The organism is Micromonospora sp. LHW51205 (assembly GCF_003315815.1).
In the GTDB taxonomy this organism is placed as follows: domain Bacteria; phylum Actinomycetota; class Actinomycetes; order Mycobacteriales; family Micromonosporaceae; genus Micromonospora; species Micromonospora chalcea.
In genome coordinates this window covers 214,628-230,050 of sequence record NZ_QMEZ01000005.1, presented here as the reverse complement: position 1 = coordinate 230,050, position 15,423 = coordinate 214,628, and the positions used below count along the sequence as shown (strand labels likewise).

General features: G+C 73.3%; 18 protein-coding genes and 1 pseudogene. 13 read left to right on the top strand and 6 right to left on the bottom strand.

What is annotated here, in order from left to right:
• The first annotated feature begins 58 nt into the window (after positions 1–58).
• Positions 59–1,111: a hypothetical protein gene (locus DQE82_RS20540; protein WP_113973526.1), complete on the top strand. Its 1,053-nt coding sequence runs from the start codon at positions 59–61 to the stop codon at positions 1,109–1,111.
• Between the two features lie 55 nt (positions 1,112–1,166).
• A complete protein-coding gene (locus DQE82_RS20535) occupies positions 1,167–2,015 on the top strand; it encodes a hypothetical protein (protein WP_113973525.1) in 849 nt (282 codons plus the stop codon).
• 1 nt (position 2,016) lies between these two features.
• Here the strand turns inward: DQE82_RS20535 and DQE82_RS20530 are convergent, their stop codons facing one another.
• The 3 genes from DQE82_RS20530 to DQE82_RS20520 form a co-directional block, all read right to left on the bottom strand.
• Positions 2,017–4,092 carry a glycogen debranching N-terminal domain-containing protein gene (locus DQE82_RS20530; protein ID WP_043328017.1) on the bottom strand — a complete coding sequence of 692 codons (2,076 nt, stop codon included), beginning with the start codon at positions 4,090–4,092 and terminating at the stop codon, positions 2,017–2,019.
• The gene (locus DQE82_RS20525; RefSeq protein ID WP_043328019.1) at positions 4,089–4,472 is read right to left on the bottom strand and encodes an SCP2 sterol-binding domain-containing protein; all 384 of its coding nucleotides are present in this window, start codon (positions 4,470–4,472) and stop codon (positions 4,089–4,091) included. Before DQE82_RS20525 ends, DQE82_RS20530 begins: the two co-directional genes overlap by 4 nt.
• A gap of 78 nt (positions 4,473–4,550) precedes the next feature.
• Positions 4,551–4,925: a DsrE family protein gene (locus DQE82_RS20520; protein WP_043328020.1), complete on the bottom strand. Its 375-nt coding sequence runs from the start codon at positions 4,923–4,925 to the stop codon at positions 4,551–4,553.
• A gap of 12 nt (positions 4,926–4,937) precedes the next feature.
• On the opposite strand from DQE82_RS20520, the gene mtfM reads away from it, so the two are divergent.
• Together mtfM and DQE82_RS20515 are read left to right on the top strand one after the other, a co-directional pair.
• On the top strand, positions 4,938–5,042 hold the full coding sequence (gene mtfM / locus DQE82_RS31385) for a small membrane protein MtfM (protein ID WP_043330899.1): 105 nt from the start codon (positions 4,938–4,940) through the stop codon (positions 5,040–5,042).
• Between the two features lie 4 nt (positions 5,043–5,046).
• Positions 5,047–5,634 (top strand): FABP family protein, encoded by a 588-nt coding sequence (locus DQE82_RS20515; protein ID WP_030504451.1) that lies wholly within the window; start codon positions 5,047–5,049, stop codon positions 5,632–5,634.
• 60 nt (positions 5,635–5,694) lie between these two features.
• Here DQE82_RS20515 and DQE82_RS20510 read toward each other — a convergent pair.
• Positions 5,695–6,564: pseudogene (locus DQE82_RS20510) on the bottom strand (aminotransferase class IV); the annotation flags it as partial.
• Between the two features lie 91 nt (positions 6,565–6,655).
• On the opposite strand from DQE82_RS20510, the gene DQE82_RS20505 reads away from it, so the two are divergent.
• From DQE82_RS20505 to DQE82_RS20490, 4 genes are all read left to right on the top strand, one after another.
• Positions 6,656–7,063 carry a Fur family transcriptional regulator gene (locus DQE82_RS20505; RefSeq protein WP_082930986.1) on the top strand — a complete coding sequence of 136 codons (408 nt, stop codon included), beginning with the start codon at positions 6,656–6,658 and terminating at the stop codon, positions 7,061–7,063.
• Entirely contained in the window at positions 7,060–8,169 is a 1,110-nt protein-coding gene (locus DQE82_RS20500; protein WP_113973524.1) for a folate-binding protein YgfZ, read from the top strand. Before DQE82_RS20505 ends, DQE82_RS20500 begins: the two co-directional genes overlap by 4 nt.
• 112 nt (positions 8,170–8,281) lie before the next feature.
• Positions 8,282–9,124, top strand: coding sequence for a 3-keto-5-aminohexanoate cleavage protein (locus DQE82_RS20495; protein ID WP_113973523.1), 843 nt, complete (start codon positions 8,282–8,284; stop codon positions 9,122–9,124).
• A gap of 94 nt (positions 9,125–9,218) precedes the next feature.
• The gene (locus tag DQE82_RS20490; protein ID WP_233514728.1) at positions 9,219–10,178 is read left to right on the top strand and encodes an asparaginase; all 960 of its coding nucleotides are present in this window, start codon (positions 9,219–9,221) and stop codon (positions 10,176–10,178) included.
• A gap of 119 nt (positions 10,179–10,297) precedes the next feature.
• Here the strand turns inward: DQE82_RS20490 and DQE82_RS20485 are convergent, their stop codons facing one another.
• The gene (locus DQE82_RS20485; RefSeq protein WP_233514727.1) at positions 10,298–11,095 is read right to left on the bottom strand and encodes an alpha/beta fold hydrolase; all 798 of its coding nucleotides are present in this window, start codon (positions 11,093–11,095) and stop codon (positions 10,298–10,300) included.
• Positions 11,096–11,208: 113 nt separating this feature from the next.
• Here DQE82_RS20485 and DQE82_RS20480 point away from each other — a divergent pair, with 113 nt between their 5' ends.
• The 5 genes from DQE82_RS20480 to DQE82_RS20460 all read left to right on the top strand — a co-directional run bounded on the left by DQE82_RS20480 (position 11,209) and on the right by DQE82_RS20460 (position 14,684).
• Positions 11,209–11,862, top strand: a complete 654-nt coding sequence (locus DQE82_RS20480) for a helix-turn-helix domain-containing protein (RefSeq protein WP_113973520.1) — start codon at positions 11,209–11,211, stop codon at positions 11,860–11,862.
• On the top strand, positions 11,859–12,665 hold the full coding sequence (locus DQE82_RS20475; RefSeq protein ID WP_113973519.1) for a hypothetical protein: 807 nt from the start codon (positions 11,859–11,861) through the stop codon (positions 12,663–12,665). Before DQE82_RS20480 ends, DQE82_RS20475 begins: the two co-directional genes overlap by 4 nt.
• Before the next feature lie 71 nt (positions 12,666–12,736).
• Entirely contained in the window at positions 12,737–13,051 is a 315-nt protein-coding gene (locus DQE82_RS20470; RefSeq protein WP_013288803.1) for a DUF2516 family protein, read from the top strand.
• Positions 13,048–13,935: an alpha/beta fold hydrolase gene (locus DQE82_RS20465; RefSeq protein WP_043328034.1), complete on the top strand. Its 888-nt coding sequence runs from the start codon at positions 13,048–13,050 to the stop codon at positions 13,933–13,935. The genes DQE82_RS20470 and DQE82_RS20465 overlap by 4 nt, the downstream gene beginning before the upstream one ends.
• Before the next feature lie 11 nt (positions 13,936–13,946).
• The gene (locus DQE82_RS20460) at positions 13,947–14,684 is read left to right on the top strand and encodes an alanyl-tRNA editing protein (protein ID WP_064446700.1); all 738 of its coding nucleotides are present in this window, start codon (positions 13,947–13,949) and stop codon (positions 14,682–14,684) included.
• Between the two features lie 5 nt (positions 14,685–14,689).
• Here DQE82_RS20460 and DQE82_RS20455 read toward each other — a convergent pair whose 3' ends face one another.
• The gene (locus DQE82_RS20455; RefSeq protein ID WP_113973518.1) at positions 14,690–15,361 is read right to left on the bottom strand and encodes a DNA polymerase beta superfamily protein; all 672 of its coding nucleotides are present in this window, start codon (positions 15,359–15,361) and stop codon (positions 14,690–14,692) included.
• Positions 15,362–15,423 lie beyond the last annotated feature (62 nt).

Genomic DNA, 15,423 nt, shown 5'->3' with positions numbered 1-15,423 from the left:
TGCCCGTGGCTGGCAGGCTGGACGGCGGCGCGCCCCGGACGCGCCGGAGGGGGATCAGGTGCCCGACGACGCCGCCGCCCACGCAGTTCGCTATCTGATCGACTTCATCGACGGCAACCGGGGTGAGGAGATCGCCCGCGAACTCCAGCGCACCGCCGGGTCCGGCCGCGCGCGCCCGTTCGACGTCTCGGTCGCCAGCCTCGACACGGACCTGTCGTTCCTCACGAAGCGGGCCACGCTCGTCACCGGCAAGCTGGTCCTCTCCCAGCCGGGCGGCAAGCACTGCTACCTGGCCAACCGGGAGACCTGCAAGTGGTGCGGCAAGGACCCGGAGCACTGCGACCCGCGCTGCCGGTACGAGGACATCCGAATCGACCAGCTCTACGCCGAATGCGACGACCTGGACCGCCTCGGCGCGTACCTGCGGGACTGCGCGCCGCTGCTGGAGCTGGGGCAGCTCGTCTACTTCCCGCAGACCTTCCGCCGCACCCACCTGGAGTCGCGCGCGCCGGACTCCCAGTCGACCTCCTCGCCGTTCGACACGATGGGCCGGATCGAGCTGGGCGACAACCCGGACCGCACACTCGACCTGATCGTCAAGGGGCACCGGGTCGTCGACGTGCCGAGCGGGGATCCGGTGAAGGCGCGGCTGGTGACCCCACTGCTCCAGCTCGACCTGCCGATGCTGGAGGGCACCTCGCTGCGGGACTACTGCGCCATCCTGACCCAGGAGAGCGACGCGCTCGCCGCGACCCAGGCGTACCTGCGCGGTCGGATGCTGGACGTCGACACGGATCCGGACAAGGCGCTGGTGCAGCTCGCGAAGCTCGACGCGGAGATCCAGGAGGGGGTGCGGGCGGCTCGCTCCGAGGTCGCCCGGGTGGCCCGGCGCTCGGCGGTGCAGGCCGCGGGCGCCGCGGTGGCGACCGTCGCCGCGACGCTGGTGGCGGTCGAGGGCACCCACCTGGCACCGGTGCTCGGCATGCTGGGCGCGGGCGGGTTCTTCTCCGCGGTGCTCGCCGCCGACCAGTACGCCGACCGTCGCGGCGAGCTGCGGCAGCGCCCCTTCTACCTGCTGTGGCTGCTGTCCCGCCGGTCCGTCCCGGCCTGACCGGGCGTGCCGAGGCGCGGCCGGGCGCCTCGCCGGCACGTGACACCATTGCCGGGTGACTGCCGTCGAGACGGGCTACGCCCCGCCCAACCCTGGAGATCAGCCGGGTGCCGGCCGGCGTCGGCTGCGCTGGCTGACGGCCGCCACCATGGCGTGGGCCGTGCTGCTGGCCGGGCTGACCTGGTGGTCGGTGCGGACCGACCCGCCGACGGTCAAGGAGCAGCGCTCACTGGACCAGGCCGGTCCGGTGGTGGACCGGGCGATCGGCGAGCTGACCGGCGCGGTCGGCGCCGACGGCGTACCCGCGCTCGTACCGGACCGCCTGGAACGCGGCTGCCGGATCACGCCGATGGACTCCGGCGCGACGCTCGAGCGCGGCGTCGAGGTGGCGATCGGCGGCGACGACGTACGCGAAGTGCTGCGACGCGTCGCCGACCGGCTGCCGCAGGCGTGGCGGGCGGGCGTGTCGACGTTCGACGGCGAGCCGCTGCTGCGCGCCGACGCGGGCGACTTCGTCGCGGTCGAGGGCCGGGCCGACGGCCCGGGCCGGATCCTTCTGACCGCCGCGACCGGCTGCCGGCCGCTGGGTTCCGGCTACCGCGCGCCGACCGCCGACGCCGCTGCCGAAGCCGCCGCGCTGGCGTCGGCGCTGGGCCGGTGGGGCGGCGCGACCGGCGCGGTCCAGGTCCTGACCGCGCCCTGCCCCGGTGGGGGCGCGGCCCGCACCGCCCGGGGTGAGGCCGCCGCGCCGGCGGATCAGCCGCTCGCCGCCGCGTTCGGCGGTGGCGTCGCGCCGGTGGTGGACTCCGCCGACCGGTACGCGCGCCCCGGCGAGCCGGCCGTGCTGGCCGAGCGGGCCGACGAGCGGGTGCGCGTGGCGGTGACCACGCCCTGCCCGGCCTGACTCACCGGCCGGGCAGCCCGAGCGGCGGCGGTGCCGGTTCCTCGTGCGGTTCCCGGCTGCGGCCCAGCGCGTCCACCCGGCCCCAGCGGCCCGGGATGTCGAGCAGTTCCACCCGGCCCATCCCCGGCGGTACGGCCGGGTCGATGATCAGGTGCTCGCCCTGCGGCTCCAGTCCCAGGATCACCCGTAGCAGCAGCAGAGGCGTACCGGCGGACCACGCCTGCGGGCTGCACGCGGTGGGGTACTCCACCGGGTAGTCGGTGAGGCCACGTTCGTAGCCGGCGAACACCTCGGGCAGCCGCCCGTCGAAGAAGTGCGACGCGCTGAGCAGCGCGTCGCAGATCCGGCCGGCCTCCTGCCGGAAGCCGTACCGCCACAGACCCCAGGCGATGATCGAGTTGTCGAACGGCCACACCGTGCCGACGTGGTATCCGACCGGGTTGTACCGGCCCTGGTCGTCGGCGAGCGTGCGTACCCCCCAGCCGGAGAACAGGCGCGGGCCGAGCAGATGGGCGGCGACCGCGGGGGCCCGGGACTCGTCCACGATGCCGCTCCACAGCAGGTGGCCGATGTTCGAGGAGAGCGCGTCCACCTGCCGCCCGCGCGGATCGAGCGCCAGCGCGTAGTACTCCCGGTCGGCGATCCAGAAGTCGCGGTTGAACCGTTCCTTCAGCGCCGCCGCCTCCTGCTCCAGCCGGTCCGCGTACGCCGGATCCTGCCAGTAGGTGCGGGCCAGGCGGGCGCCGCGCATCTTCGCGTCGTACGCGTACCCCTGCAGCTCGCAGGTGGCCCGGGGGAACTCCGGCATCCGGCCGTCGGCGTAGGAGATGGCTTCCGGTGAGTCCTTCCAGCACTGGTTCGGCAGCCCCGTCTCCGGGTTGCGGGACATGTACCAGACGTAGCCGGTGCCGAGCAGGTCCCCGTACGTGTCGAGCCAGGTCAGCGCCGCCCGGGTCTCGTACTCCAGCTTGCGTACCAGATCGGCGTCCCCGGTCCACCGCTCGTACTCGTCGAGCAGGATCACGAACAGCGCCGTCGTGTCGGCCGCGCCGTAGTACGGCGAGTGCGGCTGTTCCTCGAATCCGGCGCTCTCGCCGTAGCGCAGCTCGTGCAGGATCTTGCCCGGCTCCTCGTCGCGGAAGTCGTCGACCCGGCTGCCCTGAAGACCGGCCAGCATGATGATCGTCGGTTTGACCAGGTCGGGGAGGAACGGCAGCACCTGGAGCGAGGTGAAGATGCTGTCGCGGCCGAACAGCGTCATGAACCAGGGCAGGCCGGCCGCGAGCAGCCGGACGCCGAGCGTGATCGACTCGTACCGGAGCGCGGCCAGGTCGTTGAGGCTGCGCCGGTACGCGCTGGCCAGCGGCTCGCAGTCGCAGCCCAGCTTCGGCGCACGGCTGATCAGGGCGCTCTGCTCGGCCTCGATCTCGGCTGCCGTGCGCTGGCCGCCCAGCGGCAGGATGGCCCGGATGTCCTCACCACGCGCGCCGTAGATGATGGTGCTGACGTGCAGCCGGGTGGTCCACTCGCCGTGCGGGCTGATCCGGACCCGGAAGGTCATCCCGTCCGCGTCGACCTCGACCGGCGCGCTGCTGGTCACCAGCGTCTCGCGGCGGAACGCCTCCCGGCGGTAGGTGAGCCGCAGGCCGTTCGGTTCCACCGTCGGCGTGGTGAGTCCCTTCTTGTCGCGCCGGTTCTTGATCTCCAGGAGGTCGGCGAAGTCGGAGCCGATGTCCAGCCGGAGGTGGAACTCCTGTTCCTGTTCGGAGTGGTTGAGCACGGTCAGTTCCTCGTCGAGGCTGCCGCCGATGGCGCGGCTGCGGATCACCGAGACGTTGGCGTCCAGGTAGTGCGTCGGCTCGCCGGGGACCAGGAAGAACCGCGTCTTGTACGACAGCGAGTCGTCGATCGAGAGCGCGTGCAGACGTTGCCCGTCGATGGTGAGGAACCAGGTGGACAGGAACCGGGTGTCGAAGGAGAACAGCCCGGTGGGGAAGTCGTACGACGGTTCGATGTTGCCGCGATCGTCGCTGACCAGGAACGTGTTGCCGTCGAGGATGCTGACCCGGTCCTTCACACCAGCCGCCGGACGTGCTCGCGGGCGGCGTCCCGGGGGTCCCGCACGTCGGGCCGTTGCGGCAGGAATCGGCGGAACGCCAGGAACAGCACGACGTGGCCGCTGAACGTGGCCTCGTTGCGCAGCACCGCCGCCATGCCGGCCGCCCGGCCGGTGACGAGCTTCTCGAACAGCTCGGTGGACAGCGTCAGCACGCCGTCCGCCGGCCGTAGCTCCTCCCGGCTCACCTGTGCCGTGCCGGGGGCCAGCGTCACGTACCAGTGCTCGGTGCGGTTGCCGTCGGCCAGGTCGATCTGGAGTGTCCCGCCGATCGGGCTGTTCAGAACGGCTGCGGCACGCGCCGGCAGCGACGCGAAGAACTCCTGGATGGCCTGACTCACATTCGCATGGTAGGCAGCATCCGGACATGCCGGGTCAGGATCGGCGCACTGGGCAGAATGGACAACCCGGGCCGGTTGTCAGTAGACCAGCGCCTGTGCGCCCTCGGTCATCGCTTCCTCGACGAACACGGCTGCGCCCGCGATGCGCACGCCGGGGATGACGTCGCCGGTGCCGATGTCCCGCCGGGCCGCGCACTGGGTGCAGGCGGTCACCCGGCCGGTGGCCAGGACGACGTGCAGCAGCTCGCCCAGTGGCGCGGAATGCGGCAGCTCGAACGACTCGGCCCGGCCGGGGAGCGCGAACCAGGTCGATTCGCCGGTGAGCCAGAGCGAGACGTCCACCCCGGCCGCGGCGGCGGTGGCGGCGACTGTGAACGCCTGGGCGCAGCGTTCCGGGGAGTCCGCGCCGGCGGTGGCCTTGACGACGAGAGAGCGCGCCATGCCACCCAGCATAGGATGGTCCGGATGGTTACCGAGATCGGGTTCGTCAGCCTGCTGGTCGCCGGCCTGGGCGCGCTCGCCGGTGGCCTGGCCTATCTCGCGGTCCGCATAGCTAGAGGTAAGTGGTGAATCTGTGAGTGAGAATCCGCTTCAGCCGCCGTGGTTGAACGCGCCGCCGGTCGAGGAGTACCCGTACGAGGAGAGCCACGACCTGCGCGTCGGCCCGAAGCTGCACCCGAGCCTGGACGGCCTGCTGCCGTACATCGGGGTGTGGCGCGGCCGGGGCCGGGGTGGGTTCCCGACGATCGAGGACTTCGACTACGCGCAGGAGATCCGGATCAGCCACGACGGCCGGCCGTTCCTGTTCTACGAGTCGCGGGCCTGGATCCTGGACGAGCAGAGCCGTCCGGTCCGGCCGGCCGGCCGCGAGGTGGGCTGGTGGCGTCCGGTGCTCGACGGTGAGCGGGTCACCGACGAGCTGGAGGCGTTGATGACCACGCCCACCGGCGTGATGGAGCTGCACATCGGCAAGCGCAAGGGCACCCAGATCGAGTTCGCCACCGACGCGGTCGTGCGTACCGCGACGGCGAAGGAGGTCACCGCCGGCGCCCGGCTGTTCGGCATCGTCGAGGGCGCTCTGCTGTACGCGCAGGAGATGGCCGCCGTGGGTCAGCCCTTGAGCCCGCACCTCTCCGCCCGCCTCACCCGGGTGGCCGGCTGACCCGTCCCGCTTCCCCGGTCGATCATGAAGTTGACGGCGTCGGCTGCCCGATTTGTCACCGCCAACTTCATGATCAACGGGGGGGGGTCGGGGGAAGTTCAGGAGGGCCTGGATGCGGGGGGTCAGGGGGGAACTCGGGCGGGGGGTTCCGTTCAGGGTTGTGACCTCCGTGGGGCCGCGTAGGGAGCTGGTCAGCCAGATCGCCTCGGCGGCGTGCAGGTCGGGCACTGTGGGCAGGTGCTCGGCCGGGGTCAGGCCCAGCTCTCCGGCGCGGCTCAGCAGGTGGTGGGCGGTCACGCCGGGCAGGATTCCGGTCTGCGCCGCCGGCACCGTGCAGAGCGTCCCGCCGCGCAGCCACACCACGTTCGCGGTGGGTCCCTCCAGCACGTAGCCGTCGGTCGAGACCCAGAGCACGTCGTCCACGCCCGTCCGCTGCGCCCAGCGCCGGGCGGCGGTGCTGAGCGCGTACGAGGTGGACTTCACGCCGTTCGGCAGCCACCCCAGCTCGGGGCGGGACCGGGCGGCCACCCCGAGCGGCAGCGTGGCCACCGTCACCCCGGTACGCCGAGCCAGCCGGGCGGCGGCGGGCACCTCGCCCAGCGTGGCGTACACCGTGGCCCGCCCGCCGCCCTCCGGCCCTCGCGTGCACACCAGCCGCAACGCGCCCTCGGTCTCGGGCGGCCAGCCGGCGCGGACCGCGTCCAGCAGCTCGACGAGCGCGTCGTCCGGGGGCAGCGGCAGGTCGATCGCCGCCGCGCCCGCCCGCAGCCGGGCCAGGTGCGGCTCCAGCAGCCAGGGGACCCCGTCGCGCAGGTGCAGCGTCTCGAACAGGCCGTCGCCGTGCAGCACACCCCGGTCGTCGCCGCGCACCACCGGCTCACCGGCCGGTACGAGCCCCCGGCCGAGCACCGCCACCCGCGTCGCCTCCACGGGCGCAGCGTAGTGGCGTACCCCGGCGGCGGACGGACCGGCGCGGCGGCCGAACTATGATCGAAGGGTGTCCGAATCCTCCCTCGCGGAAATGCTCCGCGCGCGCGGGCTGCGGCTGACGGCGCAGCGGCAGCTGGTGCTCCAGGCCGTCCTCGACCTCGGGCACGCCACCCCGGAGCAGGTACACACGGCGGTCCGCGAGGTGGCGGCCGGCGTCAACATCACCACCATCTACCGCACCCTGGAACTGCTGGAGCGGCTCGGCCTGGTCACGCACACGCACCTCTCGCACGGCGCGCCCACCTACCACGCGGCCGGCGAGCACCAGCACGTGCACCTGGTGTGCCGGGAGTGCGGGGCGATCGACGAGATCTCACCCGAGATGCTCCGCCCGCTCGCCGACCAGCTGGCCGACCAGCGCGGATTCCAGGTCGACATCGGGCACGTCGCGCTCTTCGGAGTCTGCGGCCGCTGCACACTGAACGGGGAACACGCATGATCGACATCGCCGGAGCGGTGACCACCGACAGCATCGACGACCAGACCAGGGACCAGCCCGAGCCGGCCCACCGGGCGGCCGGTGTCGCGCCGGTGGCCGCGCACTACGGCGACCCGATGCGTGAGCAGCGGCTCCTGGCCACCGGCGTGGCCCTGGTCGACCGGTCGCACCGGGGCGTGGTCGCGGTGCCCGGCGAGGAACGGATCAGCTGGCTGCACACGCTCACCAGCCAGCACCTGGCCGCGCTGGCCCCCTGGCAGGGCACCGAGCTGCTGGTGCTCTCCCCGCACGGGCACGTCGAGCAGCACGCGATGGTCGCCGACGACGGCGAGACCACCTGGCTGGACACCGAGCCGGGCATGACCGGCGGCCTGCTGTCGTACCTGGAGAAGATGCGGTTCTTCAGCAAGGTCGACCCGCGCGACGCCACCGCCGAGTTCGCGCTGCTGTCGCTGGTCGGGCCGGAGGCGCCCGGCGCGCTCGACACGCTCGGCGTGACCGGGCTGGCGGCTCCCGACGTAGCGGCGGTGCCGGGTCCGAAGTTCCGTTCCGGCGAGCTGCCCGCGCGGCCCTCCGTGGTGTACGACGTCAAGCCGCTACCGGTCGGCGGCTGGGCCCGCCGGGTGGCGCTCGGCGTCGACCTGCTCGTGCCCCGCGCCGCCGTGGACGGGGTGGTCGCCGAACTGCGCGGCGCCGGGGTGCCGGTCGCCGGGCTGTGGGCGTACGAGGCCGTCCGGGTCGCCGCCAAGCAGGTACGGGCCGGGGTGGACACCGACCACCGGACGATCCCGGCCGAGGTGGACCTGATCGCCCCGGCCGTGCACCTGGACAAGGGTTGCTACCGGGGCCAGGAGACGGTGGCCCGGGTGCACAACCTGGGCAAGCCGCCCCGCCGGCTGGTCCTGCTGCATCTGGACGGCGTGGCGAGCGACCAGCCGCCGGTGGCCGGTACGCCGGTGACGCTCGACGGCCGGACGGTCGGCTTCGTGGGCACCGCCGTGCAGCACTTCGAGCTGGGTCAGGTGGCGCTCGCCGTGCTGAAGCGCAACACGCCCGACGATGCCCGCCTGCTCGTGGGCGAGAGCGCCGCCGCCATCGACGTGTAAGGAAGGGCCCCCTATTAACGCCTCCGGTAGAGGAAGGGTCCCTTCTTAACGCCGCCCGCACCGGAAATCCTCCGGTCGACCCGACGTTGGGCACCGGTCTAGGATCCGGGGCATGACGACAGGGACGTTGATCACGGTTGCCCCCACCGGCGCGGAGTCGGCGAAGGCTGAGGTGCCGGCGCTGCCGGTGACGCTCGACGAGCTGCTGCTGACCGCCAAGGAGTGCGAGGCGCTCGGCGCCGCCGTGATCCACGTCCACATCCGCGACGACGAGGCGCGGCCCACGCTCGACCAGGGGCGGCTGCGCGACACCGTGGCGGCGCTGCGGGAGAGCACCGACCTGATCGTGCAGCTCTCCTCCGGGGGTGCGGTGACCGACCCGGAGTCCGCCCGGCTGGCGGTGCTCGACGCCGCGCCGGACATGGCCTCCTGCACCATGGGCACCGTCAACTTCGGCGACGACGTGTTCCTCAACCGGTGGGAGTTCATCGTCGACCTGCACACCCGGATGCAGGAACGCGGCGTCGTCCCCGAGTACGAGATCTTCGACCTGGGCCACCTCACCGCCCTGCAGCGGCTGCTCGGCAAGTACGGCCTGCCGCACGGCGGGCACGTGCACGTCGACTTCGTGATGGGGGTGCCGGGTGGCATGCCCGGCACCACGGCGACCCTGGTGGCGGCCCAGCAGATGCTGCGTGACCTGCCCGAGGGCACCACGTTCGCGGCCACCGGCATCGGGCGCAGCACCATCCCGGTGATGCTGGCGTCGCTGTCGACCGGCGGCCACCTGCGGGTCGGCATGGAGGACACGGTCACGTACGCCAAGGGGCGCCCGGTGGAGTCCAACATGCAGCTCGTCGCGCGGGCGGTCGGCTTCGCCCAGCTCGCCCAGCGGCCTCCGCTGACCACCGCCGAGGCCCGTACGCTGCTCGGTCTTCCGGCCACCGGCGGGTAAGCGGCGTACCGGCCGCCGGCCCTGTACGGCCCCGGGCGACGCCGCAGGTCACCCCGCCGTCGGCCGGGCCCGCCCCATCGGTACGGTCCATTACGTGGGAAAGACGTACGAGGGCGGCGCGCCGCTCGCCGAGGTGGTCCGGTCCGGTTTCGTGGAGGGCTTCCACCGGGGTTCCGTGGTGGTGCTCGACGCCGCCGGAGCGCCTGTCGCCGGGGCCGGAGACGTGACCTCGCCGATCTTCCCCCGCTCGTCCAACAAGCCGATGCAGGCGATCGGGATGCTGCGGGCCGGGCTGCCGCTCACCGACCCGGCCGACCTGGCGCTCGTCTCGGCCAGCCACGCCGGTGAGGAGTTCCACATCGAGCGGGTCACCGCGTTGCTGCGCGGCGGCGGCCTCACCGGGGACGCGCTGCACTGCCCGCCGGACCTGCCGGTCGGCGAAGCCGCCCGGGAGGCGGTGCTGCGGGCCGGCGGCGGTCCCGCCCGGGTGCTGATGAACTGCTCCGGCAAGCACGCCGGCATGCTGCGCACCTGCCTGGCCGCCGGCTGGCCGCTGGACGGCTACTGGCGGCCCGAGCACCCGCTCCAGCAGCGCCTGACCGCCACGATCGAGGAGTTCACCGGGGAGCGGGCGGCGGCGGTCGGGGTGGACGGCTGCGGCGCGCCGGTGCTCGCCGTTTCGCTCACCGGGCTGGCGCGGGCGTTCCTGCGGCTGGTCGACGCCGAGCCGGGCACCGTCGAGCGGACTGTGGCGGACGCGATGCGCACGTACCCGGAGCTGGTCGGCGGTACCCAGGCCGAGGACACGCGGCTGATGCGCGGCGTACCCGGTCTGCTCGCCAAGATCGGCGCGGAGGGTGTGATCGCGGCGGCGGTCCCGGGGGTCGGCGCGGTCGCGCTGAAGATCGACGACGGCGCGGCCAGGGCCCGCATGCCGGTCCTCGTCTCGGCGCTGTCCCGGCTGGGCGTCGACGAGCCGATCCTCACCGAGTACGCCGAGACCCCCGTGCTGGGCGGCGGCCTCCCCGTAGGCGCAACCCGCCCCCTCTGGTAGCCCCACCCCGCCCTCCATCCCCGTCGATCTTGCACTTGCTGCCCAGGCGAAACGCGCATTCCAGGCGCACCGAGGGCCACAAGTGCAAGATCAACGCGGCGAAGGGAGGGAGGGGGCGGTCAGGGGAGGAAGGGGAGGAGGGCGGTGTTGGTTTCGGTGGGGCGCTCCAGGGGGAGCAGGTGGGCCGCGTTGTGGACGTCCGGCATGCGTATGCCCCGGGGGGCCTCGTCGGCGATGCGGTCGGCCAGGCGGCGGATGTCGGCCAGGTCGTCGGCGCCCGTGCCGACCAGCACCGGTACGCGCAGCTCGCCCAGCCGGTCGATCGCCGGCGGGTCCAGCTCGTCGACGTCGACCGCGCTCAGCGCCTGCTCGGCGGCGAGCGCCCGGCGGTCCATCTCCTCGGCGAACCGGATCAGCTCCGGGTCGACGTCCTCCGGGCGGCGGGTCGGGCCGACCACCCAGAACCGCACCTCCCCGGCGGCGGTGGCGGCGAAGTCCTCCGGGTCCACGTCGCCGACCAGGTCCTCCCAGAGCTGCTCGGTCTCCTCGGACCACTCGTTGCCGGAGACGGGCGCGCCGAAGAGCGCCAGCGCCGAGACCCGCTGCGGGTGGGCGAGCGCGGTGTCCACCGCGACCCGGCCGCCGAACGAGCAGCCGACGAACGCGGCCTGCTCGATGCCCAGCGCGTCGAGCAGCCCGATCACGTCGTCGTGGTGGGCGAACGGCGCGGGCGGCAATTCCGACTCGCCGTAGCCGCGCAGGTCCAGCGCGATCACCCGATGCCGCTGGGCGAGTGCCGGGATCTGCCCGCGCCACATCCGCCGGTCGGCGATGCCGGCGTGCAGCAGCACCACGGCGGTGCCGGTGCCGCTCTCGTCGTACGCGAGCTGGGCACCGTTGATATCGATCTTGGTCACGGGGGAGAACCGTACGGAACGGACATGGGCTCCGCAACCCGCCATCGGTGACCCTGCTAACTCTGGCTAGCGTTTTGCTTGCAGCAGTTAGCGGACCGAGCTAGCGTTGAGTCATGGCCACCAGCAAGGACCTTCCCGATGTCGGCGGGTTCATTCGCGACCTGCGGCGCAACGCGAAGATCTCACTGCGCCAGCTCGCCGAGCAGGCGGGTGTCAGCAATCCCTACCTGAGCCAGATCGAGCGAGGGCTGCGCAAGCCGAGCGCCGAGGTGCTCCAGCAGCTCGCGAGCGCGCTGCGCGTCTCCACCCCGGCGATGTACCTGCGGGCCGGGCTGCTGGACGACAAGGAGGGGCAGGGCGTGCTCGCGGCGATCGCCGTCGACCCCGAGCTGACCATGGCCCAGAAGCAGTCGCTCACCCAGATCTACGAGACGTTCCGGCGCGAGAACGCCCGCCTGGCCGAGGCGACCGAGGCCGCCGGGGCGGCGGAGACGGCCGAGAAGGCCGCCGCGACCGAGCCGGCCACCGCGCCGGAGGCCCCGGCGACAGTGGCGGCGGCCGCTACCGGTCCGGTCACGCCGGAGGGCACGCCGACCGAGGCGGTCCTCGAATCGGTAGCCGTCACCGAAGCGGGTGCCGCGCCCGCCCCGACCACCGCGCCCGCCCCGACCACCGCGCCCGCCCCGACCACCGCCGCCCCTGAGCAAGCGGCCGCCCGCCGGGCGGCCCGGAAGGCCGCCGGTGCGGCCGAAGAGGAGCAGTCATGACCACCCAGCCGAAGACCAACCGCATCCCCGCACCCCTCTACGCCGCCGCCGGCGCCGGTGAGCTGGCCCTGGAGCAGCTGCGCAAGCTGCCCACCGTGGTCAGCGGCCTCGGCACCCGGGTCGTGACCGACCTCGGCGGCAAGGCCGTCGTCACCGGTTTCGAGCTGCGCCAGAAGGCCACCGAGACGCTGAAGACCGCCAACCAGACCGCGACCGGGCTGCGCGAGCGCGCCGTCGCCACCGACCTCGACCAGCTCCGCGAGGCCGCCAACCTGGAGAAGCTGCGCGAGGCGGCGAACCTGGAGAAGCTGCGCGAGGCCGCCAACCTGGACAAGCTCCGCGAGGCCGCCACCCGCAACGCCGCCGTCGTGGTGGCCGGCGCGCACGCCGCGCAGGAGCGCGCGCTGGCCGCGTACGCCGAACTGGTCGCCCGTGGTGAGCGTGTCGTCGGCGCCGGCGTGCTGGAGGCCGCCGACACGGTGAACGCCGACATCCAGGCCACCGAGGCCACCGGCACCGACGTGGCCCCGAAGGCCGAGGTCACCCCGAAGGTCGCGGTCGCGACGAAGACCGAGGTGGCCGCGAAGCCGGACACCGCCGCCGCGACGACCGATGTGCCCAGCCCGGCCGAGGTGGCCGAGGCGGTGGCCGCCAAGCCGGCCGCGGTGAAGCGCACCCGCGCCACCAAGGCGACCGCCACCAAGGCCGTCGCCAAGACGACCGCCACCAAGGCCACCAAGCCGGCCACCCCGTCGGCGAAGCTGCCGAAGGCCACGAAGCGGACCCGCCCGGCCGCCGAGTGACCTGATGCCCCACCGGACCCCGGACAACGTCTTGTCGGACGTTTCCGGGGTCTCGGCATAAGCTTGCCCCCATGGCCATCGCCGCGCCGATCTTCGCGTTCGCAGTCCAAGACGTGATCCAGCTGATCCTGCTCGTCTTCGCCCTGGTCGTACAGGGAGTGGCGCTGGTGCACGCGGTCACCCAGCGCGGCGACGGTTTCGCCGCGCTCGGCACGCTGCCCAAGGGCGGCTGGGTCGCCATCCTGGCGGTCTGCCTGCTGCTGACCCTGCTCGGCTTCGGCCCGATCAGCCTGTTCGGACTGATCGGCATCGCCGCCGGTCTGATCTACCTGCTCGACGTGCGGCCCGGCCTGCGGGACCTGCACGACGGCCGAGGGTCCTGGTGAGAGGTTTCCGCTGGCCTCCGCCGCCGGACGGCGGTCCCCGCACCTGGGGGCCCGGCCCCGGCGCGCCCCGAACCGGGCGTCCCGCGCTGCCCGAGCCGGAGACGGAGCTGGTCGCCACCCCGCACGGGGTGAGCCTGGAACGGCTGGTCACCGGCACCGGTGACCCAGTCACCGTGTTCGCGCACGGGCTGGGCAGTGGCATCGCCACCACCCGCCCGTTCGGCAGCGGCGTCGCCGGGCGGCGCGTCTTCTTCCAGTTCCGCGGGCACGGCCGCTCCGACTCCCCGCCCGGCCCGTGGACCTACCTGGACCTCGCCCGTGACCTGCGCGCGATGGCGGACCTGAGCGGCGCGACCCGGGCGTTCGGCGCGAGCCTCGGCGCGGGCGCGCTCTGCCGGCTGCTCGCGGAGAGCCCGGAACGCTTCGAGAGACTCGTCTTCTTCCTGCCCGCCGTGCTGGACACACCGCGCGGCGAGGTGGCCCGCGCCCGGCTCACCGGCCTGCTCGACGCGGTGGCCGAGGGCGACGCCTCGGCGCTGGCCGACGTGGTGTCGCTGGAGTTGCCGCCGTCGGTGCGCAACACCCCGGCCGGCTGGGCCTACCTGCGGCAGCGGCTCGACCAGTTGTTGCGCGACGGGCTCGCGCCGGGGCTGGCCGACCTGCCCGCCCAGGCCCCGCTCGACGACGCCGGGTCGCTCGCCGCGGTCACCGCGCCGGCGCTGGTCATCGCCGCCGCCGACGACGACCTGCACCCGGTCGCCGTCGCCGAACGGCTCGCCGCCGCGCTCCCGAACGCCACACTGCACGTGTACGACAGGCCCGGCGTGCTCTGGACCGAACGCGCCGACCTGCGGGGGCGCGTCTCGGAGTTCCTGAACGGGTAACGTCGCCGTCCATGGGCGTCACACACCACGGCCGTACGCACCGGCTCGACCTCGCCGACCCGACCCTGCGCGAGTGGACCTGCCGGGTGCTGGCGGCCGATCCCGAGCAGGGCATCGTGCTGGACCGGTCCGCGTTCTACCCGGGCGGGGGCGGGCAGCCGCCGGATCACGGGGTGCTGCTCTGGCAGGGCGTACAGACCCGGATCGTCGGCACCCGCAAGGGCGACGACCTGTGGCTGATCCCGGCCGAGGGCGACCCGGTGCCGCCGGTCGGCACCGAGGTGGTCGGCGCGGTGGAGGACGCCCGCCGGACCATGCTGATGCGTACCCACTCCGGCCTGCACGTGCTCTGTGGCGTGGTGTTCCGTGACTTCGGCGCGCTCGTCACCGGCGGCAACATGGAGCCCGGCGAGGCGAGGATGGACTTCAACCTGCCCGAGGTGCCGCCGGACTTCAAGGCCCGCATCGAGGAACTGGTGAACGCCGAGGTGGCCGCCGATCGGTCGGTGGCGGTGCGGGTGCTGCCGCGCGCCGAGGCGCTCGCGCTGCCGGACATCATCCGTACCCAGTCGAACCTGATCCCGCCGGAGGAGCAGGAGGTGCGGATCGTCGACATCGTCGGGCTGGACGTGCAGGCCGACGGCGGCACGCACGTCGCCTCCACCGCCCAGATCGGCAAGGTCCAGGTGGTCAAGGTGGAGAGCAAGGGGCGGGCCAACCGCCGGGTACGCGTACGCCTGGCGGACTGACCCGCTCAGCGCGGCAGGTACGCCGCCCGGACGGCGAGCAGCCAGCGTTCCACCGTCTCCTCGTCCGGGCGCTCCGGCAGCGGTGAGCGGATCCGGTCGAACTCCGCCTCGGCGTCCGCCACCAGTGCCTGCGCCTCTTCCAGCGCGCCGCCGGAAACCCGTTCGCCGAACGCGCGGAACCACTCCGGGTCGGCGAGGCGGATCTCCAGTACGCCTGTCGCGTACAGCACCCGGCCCTGGTGCAGCAGCCGGGCCAGGTGCCGGGCGTGCTTCGCCGAGCGCAGCCGCCCACCGGCGTCGGCGGGCCGGCCGGCGAGTTTGCGGAACTGCTGCGCGGCGTACCCGAGGTAGGCGTCACGGACGCGCGGCGCGCTGAGGAACGCCGACCGGATCGCGATCAGCTCCTCACCGAACCCGGTACGGGTCTCGTAGCAGTCGTCGGGCAGCCACATCAGCTCGGTGGCGGTGGGGTTGCCGCTCAGCGCCAGCAGCGCGTACTTGCGGGCCTCGTGCAGCGTGACGTCCGGGTCGGTGGTGACCACCGACTCGCGGGGCGGGCGCAGGCCGTGGAACGCGACTGTGGGCGCGGCGAACACGCCGAGCCGGTCGGTGTCCGAGCCGGGTCCGGCCAGCCCGTACGCGACCGAGCCGACGATCCCGGACAGCAGCAGGTGCATACCGGTGATGATCGCCCATCCGGTTCGTTCGGGAAACCGGACTTCCGTTGTCAGGTATCGCT